24 protein-coding genes are annotated in these 18,154 nt (G+C 68.5%); 12 read left to right on the top strand and 12 right to left on the bottom strand.

Going from position 1 to position 18,154, the window contains the following annotated elements; all coding sequences use genetic code 11:
* The first annotated feature begins 142 nt into the window (after window positions 1–142).
* The 5 genes from ACQPYY_RS11565 (at window position 143) to ACQPYY_RS11545 (ending at window position 4,489) form a co-directional block, all read left to right on the top strand.
* Window positions 143–628: a hypothetical protein gene (locus ACQPYY_RS11565; protein ID WP_433593729.1), complete on the top strand. Its 486-nt coding sequence runs from the start codon at window positions 143–145 to the stop codon at window positions 626–628.
* Between the two features lie 79 nt (window positions 629–707).
* Complete coding sequence (locus ACQPYY_RS11560) at window positions 708–2,270, top strand: AAA family ATPase (protein WP_433593728.1); 1,563 nt, start codon at window positions 708–710, stop codon at window positions 2,268–2,270.
* A gap of 2 nt (window positions 2,271–2,272) precedes the next feature.
* A complete protein-coding gene (locus ACQPYY_RS11555; protein WP_433593727.1) occupies window positions 2,273–3,412 on the top strand; it encodes a helix-turn-helix transcriptional regulator in 1,140 nt (379 codons plus the stop codon).
* A 103-nt stretch (window positions 3,413–3,515) separates the two neighbouring features.
* Window positions 3,516–3,734: a hypothetical protein gene (locus tag ACQPYY_RS11550; protein ID WP_433593726.1), complete on the top strand. Its 219-nt coding sequence runs from the start codon at window positions 3,516–3,518 to the stop codon at window positions 3,732–3,734.
* 83 nt (window positions 3,735–3,817) lie between these two features.
* The gene (locus ACQPYY_RS11545) at window positions 3,818–4,489 is read left to right on the top strand and encodes an LppP/LprE family lipoprotein (protein WP_433593725.1); all 672 of its coding nucleotides are present in this window, start codon (window positions 3,818–3,820) and stop codon (window positions 4,487–4,489) included.
* Here the strand turns inward: ACQPYY_RS11545 and ACQPYY_RS11540 are convergent.
* Window positions 4,443–4,868, bottom strand: a complete 426-nt coding sequence (locus ACQPYY_RS11540) for a hypothetical protein (RefSeq protein ID WP_433593724.1) — start codon at window positions 4,866–4,868, stop codon at window positions 4,443–4,445. The two genes, ACQPYY_RS11545 and ACQPYY_RS11540, sit on opposite strands and share 47 nt — an antisense overlap.
* A 592-nt stretch (window positions 4,869–5,460) precedes the next feature.
* Between ACQPYY_RS11540 and ACQPYY_RS11535 the strand changes: the two genes are divergently transcribed.
* Window positions 5,461–6,177: an AraC family transcriptional regulator ligand-binding domain-containing protein gene (locus ACQPYY_RS11535; protein ID WP_433593723.1), complete on the top strand. Its 717-nt coding sequence runs from the start codon at window positions 5,461–5,463 to the stop codon at window positions 6,175–6,177.
* Between the two features lie 47 nt (window positions 6,178–6,224).
* Here ACQPYY_RS11535 and ACQPYY_RS11530 read toward each other — a convergent pair whose 3' ends face one another.
* Together ACQPYY_RS11530 and ACQPYY_RS11525 are read right to left on the bottom strand one after the other, a co-directional pair.
* Window positions 6,225–7,253, bottom strand: coding sequence for an AraC family transcriptional regulator ligand-binding domain-containing protein (locus ACQPYY_RS11530; protein ID WP_433593722.1), 1,029 nt, complete (start codon window positions 7,251–7,253; stop codon window positions 6,225–6,227).
* A 172-nt stretch (window positions 7,254–7,425) separates the two neighbouring features.
* A complete protein-coding gene (locus tag ACQPYY_RS11525) occupies window positions 7,426–7,911 on the bottom strand; it encodes an FKBP-type peptidyl-prolyl cis-trans isomerase (protein WP_357097191.1) in 486 nt (161 codons plus the stop codon).
* Window positions 7,912–8,016: 105 nt separating this feature from the next.
* Between ACQPYY_RS11525 and ACQPYY_RS11520 the strand changes: the two genes are divergently transcribed.
* Complete coding sequence (locus ACQPYY_RS11520) at window positions 8,017–9,033, top strand: TIGR03617 family F420-dependent LLM class oxidoreductase (protein ID WP_433593721.1); 1,017 nt, start codon at window positions 8,017–8,019, stop codon at window positions 9,031–9,033.
* A gap of 26 nt (window positions 9,034–9,059) precedes the next feature.
* Here ACQPYY_RS11520 and ACQPYY_RS11515 read toward each other — a convergent pair whose 3' ends face one another.
* Together ACQPYY_RS11515 and ACQPYY_RS11510 are read right to left on the bottom strand one after the other, a co-directional pair.
* A complete protein-coding gene (locus tag ACQPYY_RS11515) occupies window positions 9,060–9,623 on the bottom strand; it encodes a PadR family transcriptional regulator (protein ID WP_433593720.1) in 564 nt (187 codons plus the stop codon).
* A 116-nt stretch (window positions 9,624–9,739) separates the two neighbouring features.
* Entirely contained in the window at window positions 9,740–10,165 is a 426-nt protein-coding gene (locus tag ACQPYY_RS11510) for a hypothetical protein (protein WP_357289575.1), read from the bottom strand.
* A 418-nt stretch (window positions 10,166–10,583) separates the two neighbouring features.
* Between ACQPYY_RS11510 and ACQPYY_RS11505 the strand changes: the two genes are divergently transcribed.
* Window positions 10,584–10,748 carry a hypothetical protein gene (locus ACQPYY_RS11505; protein WP_433594622.1) on the top strand — a complete coding sequence of 55 codons (165 nt, stop codon included), beginning with the start codon at window positions 10,584–10,586 and terminating at the stop codon, window positions 10,746–10,748.
* Window positions 10,749–10,840: 92 nt separating this feature from the next.
* On the top strand, window positions 10,841–11,464 hold the full coding sequence (locus ACQPYY_RS11500) for an SMI1/KNR4 family protein (RefSeq protein WP_433593719.1): 624 nt from the start codon (window positions 10,841–10,843) through the stop codon (window positions 11,462–11,464).
* A 28-nt stretch (window positions 11,465–11,492) separates the two neighbouring features.
* Here the strand turns inward: ACQPYY_RS11500 and ACQPYY_RS11495 are convergent, their stop codons facing one another.
* Window positions 11,493–12,722, bottom strand: coding sequence for an acyl-CoA dehydrogenase family protein (locus ACQPYY_RS11495; protein WP_379096346.1), 1,230 nt, complete (start codon window positions 12,720–12,722; stop codon window positions 11,493–11,495).
* A 132-nt stretch (window positions 12,723–12,854) separates the two neighbouring features.
* Between ACQPYY_RS11495 and ACQPYY_RS11490 the strand changes: the two genes are divergently transcribed.
* Window positions 12,855–13,538 (top strand): GAP family protein, encoded by a 684-nt coding sequence (locus ACQPYY_RS11490; RefSeq protein WP_433593718.1) that lies wholly within the window; start codon window positions 12,855–12,857, stop codon window positions 13,536–13,538.
* A gap of 45 nt (window positions 13,539–13,583) precedes the next feature.
* Here ACQPYY_RS11490 and ACQPYY_RS11485 read toward each other — a convergent pair whose 3' ends face one another.
* The 4 genes from ACQPYY_RS11485 to ACQPYY_RS11470 all read right to left on the bottom strand — a co-directional run bounded on the left by ACQPYY_RS11485 (window position 13,584) and on the right by ACQPYY_RS11470 (window position 15,258).
* Window positions 13,584–13,943, bottom strand: coding sequence for a VOC family protein (locus ACQPYY_RS11485; protein ID WP_433593717.1), 360 nt, complete (start codon window positions 13,941–13,943; stop codon window positions 13,584–13,586).
* Window positions 13,944–13,981: 38 nt separating this feature from the next.
* Window positions 13,982–14,359, bottom strand: a complete 378-nt coding sequence (locus ACQPYY_RS11480) for a hypothetical protein (RefSeq protein WP_433593716.1) — start codon at window positions 14,357–14,359, stop codon at window positions 13,982–13,984.
* A 61-nt stretch (window positions 14,360–14,420) separates the two neighbouring features.
* Window positions 14,421–14,777 carry an immunity 51 family protein gene (locus ACQPYY_RS11475; protein WP_433593715.1) on the bottom strand — a complete coding sequence of 119 codons (357 nt, stop codon included), beginning with the start codon at window positions 14,775–14,777 and terminating at the stop codon, window positions 14,421–14,423.
* Between the two features lie 61 nt (window positions 14,778–14,838).
* Window positions 14,839–15,258 carry a DUF4442 domain-containing protein gene (locus tag ACQPYY_RS11470; RefSeq protein WP_433593714.1) on the bottom strand — a complete coding sequence of 140 codons (420 nt, stop codon included), beginning with the start codon at window positions 15,256–15,258 and terminating at the stop codon, window positions 14,839–14,841.
* 146 nt (window positions 15,259–15,404) lie between these two features.
* Between ACQPYY_RS11470 and ACQPYY_RS11465 the strand changes: the two genes are divergently transcribed.
* Complete coding sequence (locus ACQPYY_RS11465) at window positions 15,405–15,863, top strand: hypothetical protein (protein WP_433593713.1); 459 nt, start codon at window positions 15,405–15,407, stop codon at window positions 15,861–15,863.
* A 34-nt stretch (window positions 15,864–15,897) separates the two neighbouring features.
* On the opposite strand, the gene ACQPYY_RS11460 is transcribed toward ACQPYY_RS11465, so the two are convergent.
* Window positions 15,898–16,536 (bottom strand): SMI1/KNR4 family protein, encoded by a 639-nt coding sequence (locus ACQPYY_RS11460; RefSeq protein WP_433593712.1) that lies wholly within the window; start codon window positions 16,534–16,536, stop codon window positions 15,898–15,900.
* 199 nt (window positions 16,537–16,735) lie between these two features.
* On the opposite strand from ACQPYY_RS11460, the gene ACQPYY_RS11455 reads away from it, so the two are divergent.
* A complete protein-coding gene (locus ACQPYY_RS11455; protein WP_433593711.1) occupies window positions 16,736–17,569 on the top strand; it encodes an alpha/beta fold hydrolase in 834 nt (277 codons plus the stop codon).
* A 36-nt stretch (window positions 17,570–17,605) separates the two neighbouring features.
* On the opposite strand, the gene ACQPYY_RS11450 is transcribed toward ACQPYY_RS11455, so the two are convergent.
* Window positions 17,606–18,064: an SRPBCC family protein gene (locus tag ACQPYY_RS11450; protein ID WP_433593710.1), complete on the bottom strand. Its 459-nt coding sequence runs from the start codon at window positions 18,062–18,064 to the stop codon at window positions 17,606–17,608.
* Window positions 18,065–18,154: the final 90 nt, after the last annotated feature.

The following is an 18,154-nucleotide window of genomic DNA, read 5'->3' as shown; positions in this document are numbered from 1 at the left end:
CCACGGACAGAACTGGTCAATTGTCTGAATTCGGTCATGGAACGCGGTTCCGGTTGCGAGAATCCCGGGACGATCGGTTTGCCCGGTCGTAGCACGGTCCGGACGACGGCGTCCGGACCACCGCGATGATCAGGAGTAACCGATGGCAGCGCTCGATCAGATCCCCGATCCGGTGGTGACGGTCGAGTCGGTGTTGATGTTCTGGCTGACCCGCGGCGATACCGTCGCGATACTCGGCGCGGCGCGGCTGCGGGACATGCGAACCCAGGTGGACGCGTTGGTTCGGCGGTTCGGTGGGGTGGCGGCGGCCGAGCTGACCCCGGACCGGGTGCGGGCCGCCTATCGGCTCGACCCGGCCACCGATGCGGCCGATCTGGCCGCGGGAGCCGAAAGGGCGCTGCTGCAACTGGCTTTCGCGACCGCGGTCGAATCGCGCTTGATAGCGGCCAATCCCCTACTCGGCCCGCTGGCGCCGGAGTCGGCCGCCTACGTGACCCCATCCGATCGCGACCAGCTCGACGGTTGGGCCACCCGGCCCCGCGGGGTTCGTTTCGGCTCGGCGAACGCGCCGCGCGGCGGCTATCTCCCACCACGCGGCCGGCTCGCCGCCGCGCTGGCTCGGCAATAGCCCAGGACCAGCGGCGAACACCATGCCCTCGAGCGCCGCCGACACCGAGTAGACAGCGTGGCCATATAGGTTGGGGGACATGCTGTATGGCCGCGCACACGAGGAACAGCGGATCAGCACGCTGCTGAACCGGGCTGTGGACGGCCAGAGCGGCGCGGTGGAGATCGTGGCCGACGCGGGTGGCGGGAAGACAGCGCTGCTGGACCGCGCGGCGGAGCTCACCGGCGGCGACTGGCGGGTAATGCGCTGCGCGGGCGTGGAGGGCGATTCGGAGCTGCCGTTCTCGGGACTGCAGGAGTTGCTGATGGCGGCCGGCGGTCATGTCGACGCCCTGCCGCTGGACGCCCTGCCCGGCCCGCAGGCCGATGCCCTGCGGGCGGTGATCGGGCTGCGGGTCGCGACCGAGCCGATCGACCGCTTCCTGGTCGGCCTGGCGACCCTGTCGCTGCTGGCCGAACTGGCCGAGGGCGGCCCGGTGCTGTGCACGGTCGACGATGTTCAGTGGCTGGATTCCGCTTCGGCGCAAGCACTTCGGTTCGCGGCCCGCCGACTCGGCGCCGAGGGCATCGTGATCCTGTTCGCGAGCCGCGCCGAGGCGGTCCTGCCGGGCGTGCCCGGCCTTCATCTGCCGCCGCTGGACACCGCGGCCTCGGCGCGGCTGCTCGCCGACAACTGGCCGGGGCTGCGCCGCGATATGCGGGAGCGGGTTCTGCGGGAGGCAGCGGGGAATCCGCTGGCGCTGCTGGAGTTTCCGCGAATGGATCTGGACGCGCTGCCGGTCGGGCCGCTGCCACTGCCGCATCTGTTGTCCAGCGGCTATCGGCAGCAGATCGCGGAGCTCTCGCCCGCGTCGCGCACCGCGTTGCTGGCGGCCGCGGCGGAGACGGCCGGTGATCTGCGACTGGTGCTGCGCGTGCTCGACGCCCTCGGCGTCGATCCGGCGGGCATCGCCGAGGCGGAGGCCGCGAGCCTGATCGACGTTACCGCGCAGGCGATTCGGTTCCGCCACCCGCTGGTCCGGGCGGCGGTCTATCACGGTGCGTCCTTCGCCGAGCGCCAGCCGGTGCACGCCGCACTGGCCGCCGCGTCCGACGATGACCCCGATCACCGCGCCTGGCATCTGGCGGCAGGGACCGTCGGCCCGGACGAGGAGATCGCGGCCTTGCTGGAATCGGCGGCGTTTCGCGCTGTGGACCGAGCCGGTTACTCGGCGGCCGCGGCGGCCGCGGAGCGGGCCGCCGCCCTGACTACCGATCTCGAAAGCCGTAACCGCCGAATACTTCTGGCGATCGAATGGGCCGCCGCCGCGGGCACCTATCACCGTGCCGCCGAACTGGGCCGGTCGGCCGGGCAGCTGCCGCTGGCTCCGGACGAGCGAGCGCGGCTGGGCTGGGTGAAGGCGCTGATCGCGTACGAGCAGGGCGACCTGCGCGGGTCGCAGGATTCGCTGTTCGCGGCGGCCGAGGAGGTGGCCGCGATCGACCCCGAGCGCGCCGGACCACTGTTCATGGAGGCGGCCCGCTCGTCCTGGGTGCTGGGTGATCCCGCGCCCGCCTACCACGCGCGCGCGCCCGGCTGGCAGAGCTGCGCCTGCCGCCCGAACAGCGGTCGGCGTTCCTGCGCGCGCTCGACGGAGCCCTGAATGTGCATTCCGGCGAGCTCGCCGAGGGCGTCACGCGGATCCGGGCCACCATCGCCGAGAGCCATCGTTCCGACGATCCGGCCCTGATGCTGGCCGCGACCGGGCAGGCCATGCTGATCGGCGATCTCGAGGACGCCCACGCGCTGGCACAGCGGTTCTCGGACACCGCGCAGTGCCAGGGCCGGGTCGGACGGTTCTCGACGGGGGCCGTCTACGCCGGTGCGGCGGATCTGATGCTGGGCCGGCTGTGGGAGGCCGAGGAGAAGGTGGCGCACGCCGTGCGGGTGTCCCGGGACATCGGTCAGCTGAGCGAGATCGGCTTCGGCGAAGGCTATCTCGCGCTCATCGCCGGGATTCGCGGGGACGAGCCGCGCTGCCTGGAACTGCTCGATCACCCGCGCCGATCGCACGGGCAGGACAATTTCATCAACTACGTCAACCACGAATGGGCGAGGGCCCTGGTCGATCTCGGACACGGGCGCTACGAACCGGCGTTGGATCGCCTCGACACCCTGCACCGTATTCCGAACCGGATCCGCGGCCACTGGCTGCACCTGCTGCGCGATCTGGTGGAGGCCGCGGTGCGGGCGCGCCAACCCGAACGGGCGACGCACGCGGTGGAGGAGATCGAGCGGTGGTCGGCAGCACTGGGTTCGCCTTACGCCGAGTCGATCTCGGTTCGCTGTCAGGCCATGCTGCACTCCGACGGCGACGCCTACGCGCGGGCGCTGAAACTGCAGGCCGCCGAGGGACTCTGGTACGACCACGCCCGAACGGCGCTGCTCTACGGCGAGTGGCTGCGCCGCGAACGCAGCATCGGCGAGGCCCGGACGCAGCTCCGCGCCGCAGCCGAGACCTTCGATCGGCTCGGTGCGATTCCGTGGGCGGCGCATGCCCGCAACGAATTACGCGCCGCGGGCGATATGGCGCGCCGCCCGGAGACGCCCCTGGCCGTGGAGACCGCCGCGTTGACGCCGCAGGAGCTGCAGGTGGTCCGGCTCGCCGCGGGCGGTGCGACGAACAAGGAGATCGCGGCCAAGCTGTTCATCAGCCCGAAAACCGTCAGCCATCACCTGTACCGGGCTTTTCCCAAGCTCGGCGTCAGCAATCGCGTCGAGCTGGCCCGGCACACGTCCTTGTGACCGGCACGGGGCGCCCTATCGGTAAGAAATAGGGCATTCGTCCGATGGACGCCACGGACCCCGGTTCCTACTGTCGACGATAGGTTGGCGAAAGGGTAGGAACATGATTCGAAAGTCTCTGGTGGTTCTCGCGGCCGGCGTGCTGATCGGCGCGCCCGCGACCGCGACGGCCCAGGCCGCACAGCCCGACTCGGTCGCGGGCGTACAGGACGTGGCGATCAGCACCGGGTCCGCAGGCGCAGACGTGGTGATCAACGGTTTGATCGCGGCGATCTTCGGGCCGAACGAACCAGGCAAGTGCAAGTTCCCGTACTGCTTCTGAGCGATATCGCGGTCGCGGAACAGGCGACCGATCGAGGAACCCCGGGCCCCGCGGCCCGGGGTTCTCATCTGAAAGGACCACCCGTGAAACGAATCATCGGAATCGCCGCGGCGGCCGCCGCCGTGAGCCTGGCGGTGGCGGGCTGCCAAGACGAAGTGACGACGCCCAGCGGTGGATCGCAGCAACCCGCCACCACCGTCAGCGCGGCGGGATCCGCGCCGGCCACCGTCCCCGCGCACTCGCCGGAGAATCCGCCGCAGCCCCAGGGTAATCCGACACAGTCCCAAGGGAACTCACGACCGCCGGCGGACACCGCGCCCGCCACCGCGGCCAACGGCCGGTGCGTCAGCCTGACGTCGCCGGTGGTCACGCAGGCGCTCGCGACACTCGGCGGCGGCGTGGGCGGGGACGGGTTCTATGCCGAGAGCGGCACCGACGCGGCCGTCGGCTCCTGCCCCGCGCTGCTGTGGGTCCGGGCCGGGACTCCGCACGGCACCGCCAGTTCGCCCTGGCACGTGATGCTGTTCAACCACGACGGCTACCTGGGCACGGCGACCCAACGGTCCACCTCCTACACGAGCGTGGTCGGATCCTCCGATCGCACGGTGCAGGTGCAGTACCGCTGGCTGGCCGGGAACGACGCGAACTGCTGCCCATCGGGCGGCCCGTCCGTGGTGACGCTCACCCTCGGATCCGACGGGCACAGCGTCACTCCCGACCGCGACTTCCCCGCACAGGCCATCGCGCCCAAGTGAGCCCGGTCCCGCCGATCAGCGCGCGACCGTCCGCAGGTGCAGGCCCTCCGGTTGCAGGGCTCCGTAAGCGGCCAATCGGACCGTCGTACCAGTCGTCAATCACGAAAGCCCAGGTGAACCAGCCCGCCAGTGGCTCCAGGCGGTCCTCGCCGACGAAAGGGAAAGTGCGAGCGATGAGTTCGCCGAGCTGGGTGCCCGCCAGCCGCTGCCGCTGCCGGGTGGTCTCGACCAGACGATAGCTGTCCGCCCAGTCCAGGATCGGGCTCTCCAAGCGGTTCCCGTAGCGCGAAACACGCACCGGCAGAGCGAGAATCGGATACCCCGGGGGCGGCAGGGTATCCAGTTCGGGCACACTGACCGGGATTTCGGGCGCGGACATGACGGCCTCGATTCGAATCGGCTGTGACGCGGCGATAGACACGACTCGACCGCTGCGAAGGTGAACGTGGGTATGCCGCAACAGGTTTCGATACCTACCTGCGGTCGGCGGGGCTGTCCGGCGGGGGTTCATCGATCACCGTGCGATGAAGTAACTGTAAGATTGCCAGAATCTTTTCGCCAGTGCGCTTTCGGTCACGAGACGCTGGTATTGGGACAACTCCGCGTGTCCCGGCGACACCCCGGTGCATCGCGCCGCTCCCCCACCGCGCACCCGCGTTCCTCCCGGCACCGGTCCCGATGAGATCGATTTCCGGCCCACGGGTGGACCACTTCGGACATCCGTGCGTGCCAGGCCCGCCGACACAGGATGGCGCGATCAGCGAAGCCTTGGCGCAATCGGGGCTGGCCGTGTTGCCCGCGATTCACGAAGCTGGAAGCGGGATCCGGGCGCACCGGCCGCGCCGCGGGTGTACCCGGAGACCTCCCACCGTTCCGCCGCGCCAGGTGCGTCAGCCGGGCGGCGGTGGCACTCCCGAGGACCAGAGGCAACACCGGTGATCAATCACAGGCCGGCCCAGCGTCGGTATCGCATGCGCCCGATCTTCAGTACCGCACTGCTGGTGGATTTCGCGCTGGGTCGCGGCCTGTCGATCGCATCGATCCTGCGGCACACCGGCATCCGCGACGTGCAGCTCGCCCACCCCGGCACCGAGATCACCTTCACCCAGCACGTGGCGGTGATCCGCAATATCGTGCACGGCATCGGCGACGAGGCGGGTTTCGGCCTGATGGCGGGACTCACCTGCCATCCCCCGCAGATCGGCGCGATCGAGCGCGTGGTGATGAGTCAGCCCACGGCCCGGCAGGCGTTCGAGGTGGCGATCCGGTTCGCCGAGCGGTCCTGCTCGCTCGCCCGCCACACCATCGAAACGCGCGGCGACGAGATCGAGCTGGTGCGTGACGATTCCATGCTGCCCGTCGAAATCCGGCGTTTCGCCCTGGAACACGACATCGGGGCGCTGGTCAGCATGCAGCGCGACGCGGTGCAGATGCGCCGGCCCATCAAGCGGGCCGAGACCACGGTGGCCGCCGATCCGGTCTACGAGGGCATCGCGGTGGTGCTCGGCGTCCGCGACCTCATGTTCGAGGCGCCCCGTACGGCATTGGTGCTCGACCCGCTCCTGCTGGATATGCCCATGCCGCAAGCAAATCCGCGCTTCGCGGGCCTGTACGCGGTCCGCGACGACGGCCGAGCCCCCCGCCATCCGACCCGCATGCGCTTCGACGACGGCCCCGGGCGGCACTGATCACGGTGTCCGTCACGCTGAACGCCGCGCCCGCCACGCTGTTCGCGTCAAGAGTGTCCCGCCAGTACGGGGCCGTCCGAGACGCGGCGTTCGGCGATGGACTCCCATCGGCGGGCGGCCCGCCGAATCGCCTGTGGGCCCGAATATCCCAGGATCTCGGCCTGTCTGGCGCGGCCCAGTTGCTGCCCGGCGGTGTCGGCGCGGCGTAGTCGTTCCAGTCGTGCGCGGTCGAGTTCCTGCCGCCAGGTGGTGTCCGCCTCGGTCAGCCGGCGCTGTAAGGTGCGGCGGCTCACCATGAGTCGTCGTGCGACGGTGGCGAGCGAGGCGTCGCCGGCGGCGAGGGCTTCGGCGAGCGCCTCGGATACCTGATCCACCCAGGCGCTGGCCAGCGGGGGCGGCGGCGGGACGGTGGCGGCGACCTTCTCGAGGATGGCGTGCAGTACCGGGTCCGCGGTGGTGAGCGGTACGTCCATATCGGCGGCGCGGAAGGTGATGGAGTCCTCCGACGCCCCGAACTCGATGGCCCGGGTGCCGACCAGGTCGTGCAGATCGGTGTGGTTGCGCGGGGCCCGCTGCCGCAGTCGGACCCGGACCGGGTCGAACGGCCCCGCCGCGACTCGGCGGGCCCGCCCGCGCAGGGAGACGACCGCCCACAGGTGGGTCAGGTCGCGGGCGGTGTCGTCGCCCTCGATGATCTCGAAGCCGAAGGTGACATCACCGTTGTCCTCCGCGGTGCGGGACAGCCGGTGGTTGGTGGTGATATCGCTGATGAACGGCCCGACGGTGGCCAGGCCCTCCCCGATGGTGGCCGAGGTGGAGAACAGGTAGTCGCACAGCCCGCCCGCGCCGAGGGTGAACCGGCAGCCCACCCGGGCGGGGACCAGCGGATCGTCGAGGGCGCGGGCGGCCACGTCCCACAAGCGCGCGTAGGCCGAGCTGGGGACCTGGATATCCCCGTCGTCCATGGACCAGTGCGGGATACCGGCCTCTCGGAGCAACCAGTCGGTATCCAACCCGTTCGCCGTCAGCTCGGTGATGGCGAACCTGTGCAGGGACAGGCGATACGTGGTCTCCAAGGTTCCTCCGGCCGCGCGCACAGGACCACTCGTTGCTTTCGCAGAACGTAGTCACAGACCGCGTGATCCGGGGGCGACATCGGCCGATTGGCCGAAAAACGAACCCTGTCGGCCGCACCGGATTTCGGAGGATTCACCGGGCCGGTTCGTGGCGAACCGACCCGGTGGAGGATCAGTGGTGGTGGTCGTCGTCGCCGTGCGGGTGGCCGTGGGCGAGCTCGTCGGCGGTGGCGTCGCGCACGTCGACCACCTTGACCGCGAAGTTGAGCCGCTGACCGGCCAGCGGGTGGTTGGCGTCGATGATGACCTCGTCGCCGTCGACCTGCTGGACGACCACGATCTGGGATTCGCCGTCCGGGGCCTCGGCGTGGAACTCCATGCCCGGCTCGAGCTCGTCGACGCCCTCGAACATGTCCCGCGGCACGCTGCTGACCAGTTCGGCCAGGTAGTCGCCGTAGCCGTCCTCGGGCTCGACCACGACGGTCAGCTCGTCCCCGGTGCTCTTGCCCTCGAGCGCCTGCTCCAGGCCCGGCACGATGTTGTCCGCGCCGTGCAGGTAGATGAGCGGCTCGTCGCCGACGGAGGTGTCCAGCACCTCGCCGTCGTCGGCCGTCAAGGTGTATTCGATGGAGACGACCTTGTCAGCGGCGATCGACATGGGTGACCCTTTCGCAGAGGAATGCGGACCGCGCAAATGTAACCCGGACCCACCGGTTCGCTACCGTCGGCGTCGACAACACGCGACACCCGAGGAAGACGGCCGATGAGAGTTTTCGCAGCCCTGGATCCGCGCCTGCCCCTGTCGCAGGTGCCCGCGGTGGCGCGCCGGATGGAGGCCCTCGGCTTCGACGGCATCCATATTCCGGAGACGATCCACGACTCCTTCGCGGTGGCGCTGCTGGCCGCCGAACACACCAGCCGCATCACGGTACGCACGGCGATCACGTTGGCCTTCGTCCGCTCCCCCACCCTGGTCGCCTACAGCGCGTGGGACCTCGCGAGCTTCTCGGGCGGGCGGTTCGAACTGGGGCTGGGCACCCAGATCAAACAGAACATCGAAGACCGGTACGCCATGCCCTGGACCGAACCGGTCGGCCGGATGGGCGAGTACGTCGAGGCCGTGCGGGAACTGTTCGCGGCCTTCGCATCCGGTGAATCGGTCCGCTACGAGGGCGACCACTACCGGCTCACGCGCATGCAGCCCTACTTCAATCCCGGGCCCAGCGAGATGGCCGCGCCTCCGGTGCTGCTGGGCGCGGTCAACACCGGAATGTGCACGCTGGCCGGACGACTCGCCGACGGCGTGATCACCCACTCCACCAACGCCGATCCGGGCTATCTGCGCGACGTGGTGCGACCCGCCCTGATGGCGGGCGCGGTCGAGGGCGCGCGGGCCACGCCCCCGATCTACGCCTCCGCGCCGGTCGCCACCGGTGCGAGTGCCGAGCTGGTGAGTCGCGAACGCGAGCGGATGCGCCGCCTGCTCGCGTTCCTCTACTCCACGCCGTCCTACAAACCCACGCTCGTCCGGCTCGGCCTGCCCGAACTATTCGACCGGCTACGGGAACTGACGCGGGCGCAGCGGTGGGACCGGCTGTCGGCCGTGATGACCGATGATGTGCTGGACACCTTGCTCGTCTGCGGCGAGTACGCCGCGCTGCCAGGACTCCTGTGGGAGCGCTACGGCGGGCTCGCGGACGGCGTCGTGATGGCGGCTCCCGCCGACGACGGGGCCGACGACCGCCTGCGGAAGGCCGTCGAGGAACTCCGGTCGAAGTGAAGCGCACCAGGGCCCGCGCGGAAACCCTACGCGCGGGCCCCGATTCGCCGTTCGATGACAGACAGCGCGAACTCAGCCCACCGAATGTTCTCCTGTTCCAGGGAGATTCCGCGCAATAGCGTCAGATACGGCCCGACCCGGTCGACTTCGGCCAGGTAGGCCTGTTCGCTGCGCCCGTCCAGCATCCGGGTGCGCAGCCGTTCGTAGCGGGCCAGCCGCGCCCGCGACCATTCCTGTTTGGCGGCGACGGCGGCTCGCACCGCCGGGGCGTCCTCGGGTTCCATGGCCTGGACCTTCACCATCATCTCGTCGCGGATGGCGGTGGGTTTGGCCGGCTCGGAGATGAATTCGCGCAACGCGGCCCGTCCGGCGGGGGTGATGGCGTGCAAGCGTTTGGTGGGGCGGCGTTCCTGTTCGACGACGCGGGTCTCGATGAGCCCGTCGGCGGCCATCCGCTCGAGTTCCTTGTACAGCTGCTGCGGGGTGGCGACCCAGAAGTTCGCCACGGGGGCGTCGAAACCCTTGGCCAGGTCGTAGCCGGAGGCCTCACCGTCCAGCAGGGCGGCCAGCACCGCGTTTCGTAGCGCCATCAGGTCAGGCTAACTGATCAATTAATTGACTGTGCGCGGCCGATACAGGCCCGGAGGCTCAGCCGATCCGGGCCCGGAGGCACGGCCGTGCGCCGCACCCCCGGGTTCGCGGCGCGCTACTTGGCCGAGAGGCTGCTGAGCAGGCCGGCGAGCGGGTTGCTCGCGGATGAGCCGGTGCCGGGGCCGGGGATCGGGGTGCAGTCCACGACGTCCACCGTGATGGTCTTGGTGCTGATGACTTCCTGGATCGCCTTGAGGGTGTGCGAGCCGACGGTGGTCGGGGTCCAGGAGAAGACGGCCTGACTGTTGGAGACCTTGGCATTGCCGACCGAGGCGTCGTTGTCGCTGAGGGAGACATCGAACAGGAATGAGGTCGGGGTGACGGCGACGGTCACGGTGGTGGCCTTGTTGAGGCAGACCTTGGCGTCGCTGACGGTGATCGAGTTGACCAACGCGCTGGCGTTGGGGGCGGTCAGCGCGGCGACGGCGGCCGCTGCGCCGATGGCCGTCGCGCCGATGCCGGCACGGTGGGAATTCTTCATGAAAGTGTGCTCCTCACTTGTCGCCCACAACTGCGTGAGCGATGAGAAACGATAGTGCTTCACTGCCGCTGACGAGGCTATTTCCGCGCATCCCCGGGATCGTCGGCCGACCCGCCGAGGCGAATTATGCGCGCGGAGCATTCTTCTCATGCGTAACCGTGCGTAGCGGTTGGTTTGCTACGCCCCTACCTTGAAGTCCCTCTCGCTCCACCCCGCTCGCGCTCACCCGGCCCCGGCAGGAGTTCGTAGATGGACACTTTGGCTCGCCGCACGACCGATTCCGGCCACCGTGCCGCCGATCCACCGCCGACGGCCATGGTGGCCGAGCTGTCCGACACCGTCATCGAGCTGTGCCGCGGACAGCAGCGCGACTGCGCGTTCGAGCACCGCACCGATGTGACGGGGCGTCACGGCCGCGCTGGAGGCGGGCGCACTGGGCGCGAAGCTGACCGGCGGCGGGCTCGGTGGATGCCTGCTCGCCCTCACCGATCACCCGGACACGGCGACCGGTATTCGCGAGCGGCTCCACCACAGCGGCGTCCGCCACGTGTGGACCCTTCCGATCGAAGGCGGCCCGAAATGACCACGGAAACAGGCACTCTCGACACAAGGCGCGCCGATTTCGACTTCCACACCAGAGTGCCCCGCTACCAGGCGATCTCGTAGGAGTACCGCGTGCCGTCACTCGATACGGGGTCCGCGTTCTCCAGAATCCTGGGCTGGATGGAGGCCGGTTCCCTGGGCATTCGGGAGCACTTCCGCCCGCCCGCGTCCCGGGCGGCGCTGGCGAATTATCGCGCGGCTTTCGGGCTGCCGCTGCCGGATTCGCTGGTCGCCATGCTGTCGGTCGCGGACGGCACCGACGACGACGGCGACTTCTTCCTGCACCGGCTGCTGGGGGTCGAGGAGATCATCGCGATCCAGACGGTGCAGGAGCGCACGGCCGAGTCCTTCCACCGCGCGGGCGTCGACTGCGACCGCTGGGTGCACTGCCCCGAACCGGGCGCGGTGTCGCGGAAGTTCTGGAAGCCCGGGTGGGTGCCGTTCACCGCGGACGACGGCGACTGCGGTTTCGCGGTGGACACCAGCCCCGGGCCGTTCGGCACCGCGGGCCAGGTCATCACCTACGGACCCGACCCGGCCGTGCGTGCGGTGATCGCGCAGTCGCTGGCCGGGTTCTTCGAATTGATCAGCGCGCGACTGGATCTCGGGTCGGCGCTGGTGGACCCGCACACCGGTGCGGTGTCGCTGTGCACGCCCGCGGGCAGCGCCAACCTCATCGAGACACTGATGGGGTGAGCCCGCGAGCGTGCCGACCGGCGACGGCCTAGCCGGCGAGCAGACCCTTGGCGATGTGGGTCACCTGGATCTCGTTGCTGCCCGCGTAGATCATCAGCGACTTGGCGTCACGGGCGAGCTGCTCGACCTTGTACTCGGCCATGTAGCCGTTGCCGCCGAACAGCTGTACCGCCTCCATGGCGACCTCGGTGGCCGCGCGCGAGGAGTACAGCTTCATCGCCGACGCCTCGGCCAGGGACACCTTCTCCCCCGCCGCGGTGCGCTCGATGGCGTTGAACACCATGTTCTGCACATTGATCCGCGCGATCTCCATCTCGGCCAGCTTGAGCTGGATGAGCTGGAACTGCGCGATCTCCTTGCCCCACAGCTTGCGCGACTTCGCGTAGTCGATGCTGAGCCGGTGGCATTCGTTGATGATGCCCAGCGCCAGCGACGCGATGCCGATCCGCTCGGCCGCGAACGACTCCTTGGCGCTGTCCTTGCCGTCGCCCTTGGCCGGGGTCTCGGTCTCGCCGAGCAGGCGGTCCGGGGTGATGCGGACATTGTTGAAGAACATCTCACCGGTCGGCGAGGAGTTCATGCCCATCTTCTTGAACGGCTTGCTCTGCGTGAAGCCCTCCATGCCCTTGTCGAGCACGAAGGTCAGCACCTTGCGGTCCCGCTTGTCGACGCCGTCGCCCTCGTCCAGCTTGGCGTAGACGACGGTGACGTCGGCGTACGGGCCGTTGGTGATGAAGGTCTTCTGACCGTTGAGGATGTAGTCCTCGCCGTCACGCCGCACGTACGACTTCATGCCGCCGAACGCGTCCGACCCGGAGTCGGGCTCGGTGATCGCCCACGCGCCGACCTTCTCGAACGTGACCAGCTCCGGCAGCCACCGCTTCTTCTGCGCCAGCGTGCCGCGGCTGCGGATGGTGCCCACCGTCAGCCCCAGACTCACGCCCATCGAGGCCACCAGACCCAGGCTGATCCCCGCCAGCTCGCTATTGAGGATCACCCCCATGCTGCCCGACCCGCTGAACCCGCCACCCGACTTGCCAGGCTTACCGGTGTTCCCGCCCTCTTCCTTCGCGAACGCCTTCTCCAGCCCTTCCTTCGCCAGCTCGTCCAGCCCGAAGGTGGCATACAGCTTGCGAATGATGTCGAAAGGCGGCAGCGCCCCGCTCTCCAGCTGCTCGACGTTGGGCTTGATCTCCTTGTCGATGAACCCACGCAGCGCGTCGCGGAACATCAGGTCTTCGTCGGACCACTGGTACATGTAGTGAACTCCCGAGGGCTCGCGGAACGGTTACCCCCGAATATAGAACACGTTCTACTTCGATTGAACGCCGCACGTGAGCTCGTCGGGGCGATCCGGGTGAGGCGGCTGGTCTGTATGGTCGGTTGGGTCATGCTGATCTTCCTACTGGCGCTCGCGGGGTTCGCCTTCCTCGATTCCCTGCACGTGTTGAACATAGGGATCACCGCCGCGGTGGTCGTCGACAGCCGGCTGGGCCGTCGCTCACCGGTTCCCGGGGCTTTGAGCTTCATCGCAGGACTCTTCGCTGTCACAACAGCATTCGGGATCTGCACCGTATTGGGGCTCGGCTTCCTGACAGACCTCATCCACTTCGACATCACGCCGACCATTCGCTATTGGGCCGAACTCGTCATCGGTGCGCTCCTGCTGATCCTCGGCGCACTTCGACTACCGAGCCACACGACCAACGAAATCCCGCCCTGGGCCATCGAGGCCAGACGCCGACCGCTACTCCTGGGCTTGATCGGAGCCGCGATCGGCCTCGCCCAGGCGCCAACCGCAGTCCCCTACCTGGCCGCACTGGCGATGCTCACGATCCGAGAACCACGACCGGCCCTGTGGCCCCTGATCGTGGCCGCCTACTGCCTCATCGCCCTGGTGCCACCCCTCCTGGTACTGTTCGCCGCGACCCGCCGCTCAGCCCGTGTACAGCGGTTCTACCGCGGTTTCGTCCGCGCCCTGACCCGATTCGGCCCCTTGTCGATTCGAGTCCTCTTCGTACTTTTCGGCGCCGCGCTCGTCGTGGACGCACTTTGGAACTACTCGTCCTTGTAGGGTCCACTCCGGATCGCGCCGAAGATCCGCGCGCGGTCACGCCACTCATGCTGCCGCGATCTCGATGACGAAGATCGAGTTGCCGTCCGGATCGACGTACGGAGCTTTGCGACCGGCTGCACCGTCCGGCCCGACGAGAATGAACGGGCCCGGTTCGACACCGCGTGAGCCGATTTCGGTCACGGCGGTCTCCAGGTCGGGCACGGCGATGTTCACCAGCGCCCGGCCGGCGCGCTCAGGGTCGATCACGATGTAGACGAACACGGTGTCGCCCAGCTGCCACATCGCTTCGATTCCGGGCGTCACCACGACATCGGCTGCTCGACCGAACAGGCGGGTGTACCAGTGGTCGGCTGCCGCGAAATCCGTGACCGCCAGGCCGAAGAACAAAGCGTTCGTGTTCATGACTCGACCAATCAGCGTCGGAGGGGTCGAACAGCGCGTCAGTCGATCGCGGTCTCGTGGACGGAGTGCCACAGGAAGCCGTCCGGTTCGGCGGTCAGTACCGCGGTCACCCGGCGGGCGGCGCTGCCGGTCCGGCTGTGGTGGACTTCGAGGAAGCGAACGACGACCATCCCGCCCGCTCGGTTCAGCTCGACAACCTCGTCGATCTCTATCCGCAGACCAGGCACCGCATTCCGCGCCGTGCGCAGGCCCGCGAGGAGCGCCTCGCGCGCAACCACCGACCCGTCGGTACTCACCATGGTGAACCCCGCATCCTGCGCGCCGGCGAAGCGTTCGAACACCTCGAGTTCCGCCTCGCTACCCAACCAGGCCGCGAGATCGTCGTGCAGGTTCTGAATCGCGAGGCCGAGGTCCACGGTGCTGACTGCTCTGTCGTCGGTCACACCAGCGATCGTACGGACGGCGCGCCGTCACCGGTCAGTCGAACCACTCGGGGTCGCCGCCCGCGATGAACCCGGACAGGACCGTCGAGTCACGATGCGCCTCCTGCAACAGCGCCCCGAGGCGCTGAAGCGCCTCCGCGTCGTCCCCGTAGGCGACGAACATCCCAGCCTCGGGGTCGTAGTTCAGCCGATCCGCCAGCTCGGGCGCCCGCATCGCCACCGCGGACCGCGCGACACCGGACCAGCCGTAACCGCCACCGTCGTAACCGAACTCAGCGAACACGGCCTCGGCGGCGAGCATGTGGTTGTCGGACAGCATCAGGCAGTAGTGCCCGGGCTTGTGGTCGTACTCGAAGAACACCAGCGGGGCGAAGGTCTCACGATCAGTCACGGCCCGGACCCTAGCGGAACACTCCGACATCGTGCCGCGGCGCGACTGGTCCTGGCAGCTACTACTGCGCGATCTTCCGGACGTAGAGCGTCTGGTGTGCGCGAGCGACCAGGGCGCCGTTCGAATCGACGATCCGGGTTTCGTGTTCGGTGATGGATTTCGAGCCGTCGGCGGTGGTGCGGCGGATGTCGTCCATCAAGTCGCGGGGCATCAGCATCGTGGAGCGGACGGTGCCGCGGCCGGGGGCGACGAACTCGATGTCGGCGGTGGTGTTCCAGATCCGATAGCCCTGGCCGAGTTGGCCGTTGGCCATCATTCCGAAGAACGGGTCGGTCATCGCGAACAGGGACCAGCCCGGTGCGGCACCGTTGTGGTTGGAGTTCCAGCGGCGCACCTTCAGGCTCACCTCGGTGGAGGTCCAGTCATCGGCGAATCGGTCGACGCGCACCCCGAGGAACAGGAGAGACGGGGCGAGGTTCATGACCGTTCGGAGCCTGCGGGGTGTCAGGACGACTGCCGGGATGGTCCTTCCTTCTAATCCCCCTGGTTTGAAACGCATTTCGCCACCATACCGACCGGACCGGTGCCTACATCGGTTCGCGGTCGGGAAGGCCGTACCCTTCGGACATGACGCCGAGGGAACTGTTCTTCCAGCTGGGAGCTGATCGCCGACGGCAGGTTCACCTGTCGCTGTGCGAGGACGCGCTGCCGGCTTGGATCGACTACACCCGGGGCAAGCGCGCCCAGCTTCGCTACCGTGACTCGGTTGTCGGAATGCGGCATCAGGTGGATGTCGAGCTTCCGGCCGACGCGCTGCTTTCCGCCCGCGCCGGTGAGGATCTCGCGGATGTCGGGAGCCGGTACCTCGAGCCCATCGCCGCGCTGCAAGACGACGACCTCACTTTCCCCGACCCGGTCGAGTTCGCGTATTACGCGATGTACAACTGCTTTCGCAAGTACGTCGGCGGCGATGACATCTCGGATTGGCTGATCGTCAACCAGGCCTTGTCGGTTCACGACGACAGCGAAGCCGCGTCACGTCTCACGCGCGCGATCGGCGACATCGATCCAACCGTGCGCGGGTAAGTCGAGTGACGCGGATTCCGCCGGCCACACCCGGTCAGTTCCGGGCCTGGAAGATTCCGTCACGGGCGAGCCAGACCAGGGCCGGGGTGCCCATCTCGTCGAGCCAAGCCGGGGGCTGTGCGGCGGTGAAGGCCGCGGTCATCGCCTCGAACCAGGCCGCGAATGACGGGAAGTCGGGCACGGCGTCGGCCTCTTCTTCCCACGCACCGTCCGCGAGGTAGCGCGCTCGCGGCTCGTCCTGATGGTGGTAGTAGACCGGGTACTCGCCGTCCGCGCCGGGCTGCGCGACATCGAAACACCACACCGCTTCATACCCGGCTTCAGCGAAACCGACCAGGTGATTGGTCGACAGGTACCGTCCCGGCTCGCGACTGACCCCCTCGGGCAGGTGCACCAGATCGGCGTTCAACTCGACCAGCTCCCCCTCGTCCACGAGAACGAACTCGCACTCGAGGTCCTCCTCCTCCCGAACGCAGCGCAGCCGATTGTGCTCCGCCAGCAGCGCCCGGTAGCTCGGCGGAACCGACCACTCGACGGCACCGAAGTGCGGCTCCAGCAAGGTTTCTCGGGCCTGGACCGCATCGCTCGACGCGGGATCGGACCCGTCGAGATCGAGCAGTCCCGCCGAGGCGGCCCGCCGCAGATCCAGCAGCGCGTCGCGAGGTGTAGCCATTTGTCTGACTCCTGGTGTCCTTGGGTACGTTTGCCCGCGGCCAGCTTAGGTCTTCCGAGCGGCTGGCGCCGGGACTGGTGAATCGTCGCCCCCACCAGCGAGATCTGCGTGCGGCGATGAGTTTCGACGCCTCGCGCCGTCCACACCACCGAACACGCGAACCACGATCGCGCATCGACGAAACGAAAGGGCCTCAGCCATGGAGACCATCACCACCCCTGCCGGAATCGAGCTGGCTTTCGACCGCTACATCGGTGGGGACGCCGGGACGGTGATCCTGATCGGTGGCGCCTTCGGTGAGCGGAAGTTCTCCAAGATGGTGAAATTGGCTGAGCAGCTTGCCGAAACGTATCGCCTGACCGTCATCAACTACGACCGGCGCGGCCGCGGCGACAGCACCGATACGCCGGGCGAGTACAACGTCGACAACGAGATCGACGACATCGCCGCGCTGGTCGAGGCGGCCGGCGGCTCGGCGGCATTGTTCGGCTGGTCCTCCGGAGCCGGTCTCGCGTTGCGGGCCGCGGCGCGGGTGCCGGGGATCGATCGGGTGGTCGCGTTCGAGCCGCCTTTCGTCGTCGACGACGAGAACTTCGTGCCCTCACCCGATCTGCAGGACCGGCTGCACGAGCTGATCGCCGCCGACCGGCGCGCGGAGACCGTCACGTTCTACATGACCGAGGCCATGGGTATGCCGCGCTTGTTCACCGCGATCATGCGGTTCACGCCGATGTGGAAGAGCATGCTCGCCACCGCACCGTCGACCGCCCACGACTGGGCCGTGATGGGGCCGTACATGCGCGGCACGGCGCTCGACGCCGCGGACTGGAGTGGGGTCACCGCACCGACCCTGGTCATCTCCGGGTCGAAGAGCGGCGCCCTGCTGCGTACCGGCGCGGCGGCGGTCGCGGCGGTGCTGCCCAACGCGATTCACCGGGAGGTGCCGAAGTTGAGCCACAACCCGAACATCGGGCTCCTCGCCCCGGTCGCGGGCGAGTTCCTCACCGGCACCGCGACCACCGGCATTCACTGACCCGCAAGTGGTTCGACCAGAACGATTACGGCCCGCTCATTCCTCCTCGGCCAGCGCCGCGAGCCGATCCACCGATCCCTGCAGCATCTGCGGGGTGGTGGCTCGCGCCCTGACCAGACGCTTCTCATCGGCCAGATTGGTCCAGTCGTAGGTGTGCCGCACGCGGGTCCGGTTGTCGCCCAACGGCTCCAACTCCCAACGCCACAGGTGCCCGGGCGGCTGCGCGCCGGGTTCCGAAGGCAGCCAAGCGATTCGGCGCGACTCCTCGAATTCGACGATCAGGTTCCGCCGGACGACTCCGTGGGTGAGGGTCATCTCGAAGACGTCTCCGACCGCCCGCACCCGTTGCCCGGGCGCGGCGTCGGCGAGATTGTCGTTCCCGTCCCAGCGGGGCTGCTGCGCGGGATCCGCGATCAATGCGAAGATCCGTGCGGCCCCGGCGGCTACCTCACGCTCGGCGGACACGACTGTTCTGGGTTTCCCGCTGTCGCTCATACCCCCGATCGAACCACTTCGGGGGTCGCCCACCGTCGTTGGGGAAGCCGACATGCGGCATGAGACTCGATTTCTCGGTGAACTAGGACC

Origin of the sequence: Nocardia sp. CA-145437 (assembly GCF_050956485.1) — a bacterium.
In the GTDB taxonomy this organism is placed as follows: domain Bacteria; phylum Actinomycetota; class Actinomycetes; order Mycobacteriales; family Mycobacteriaceae; genus Nocardia.
The sequence above is the reverse complement of the archived record's forward strand: the minus strand, read 5'-3'. Positions and strand labels throughout refer to the sequence as shown.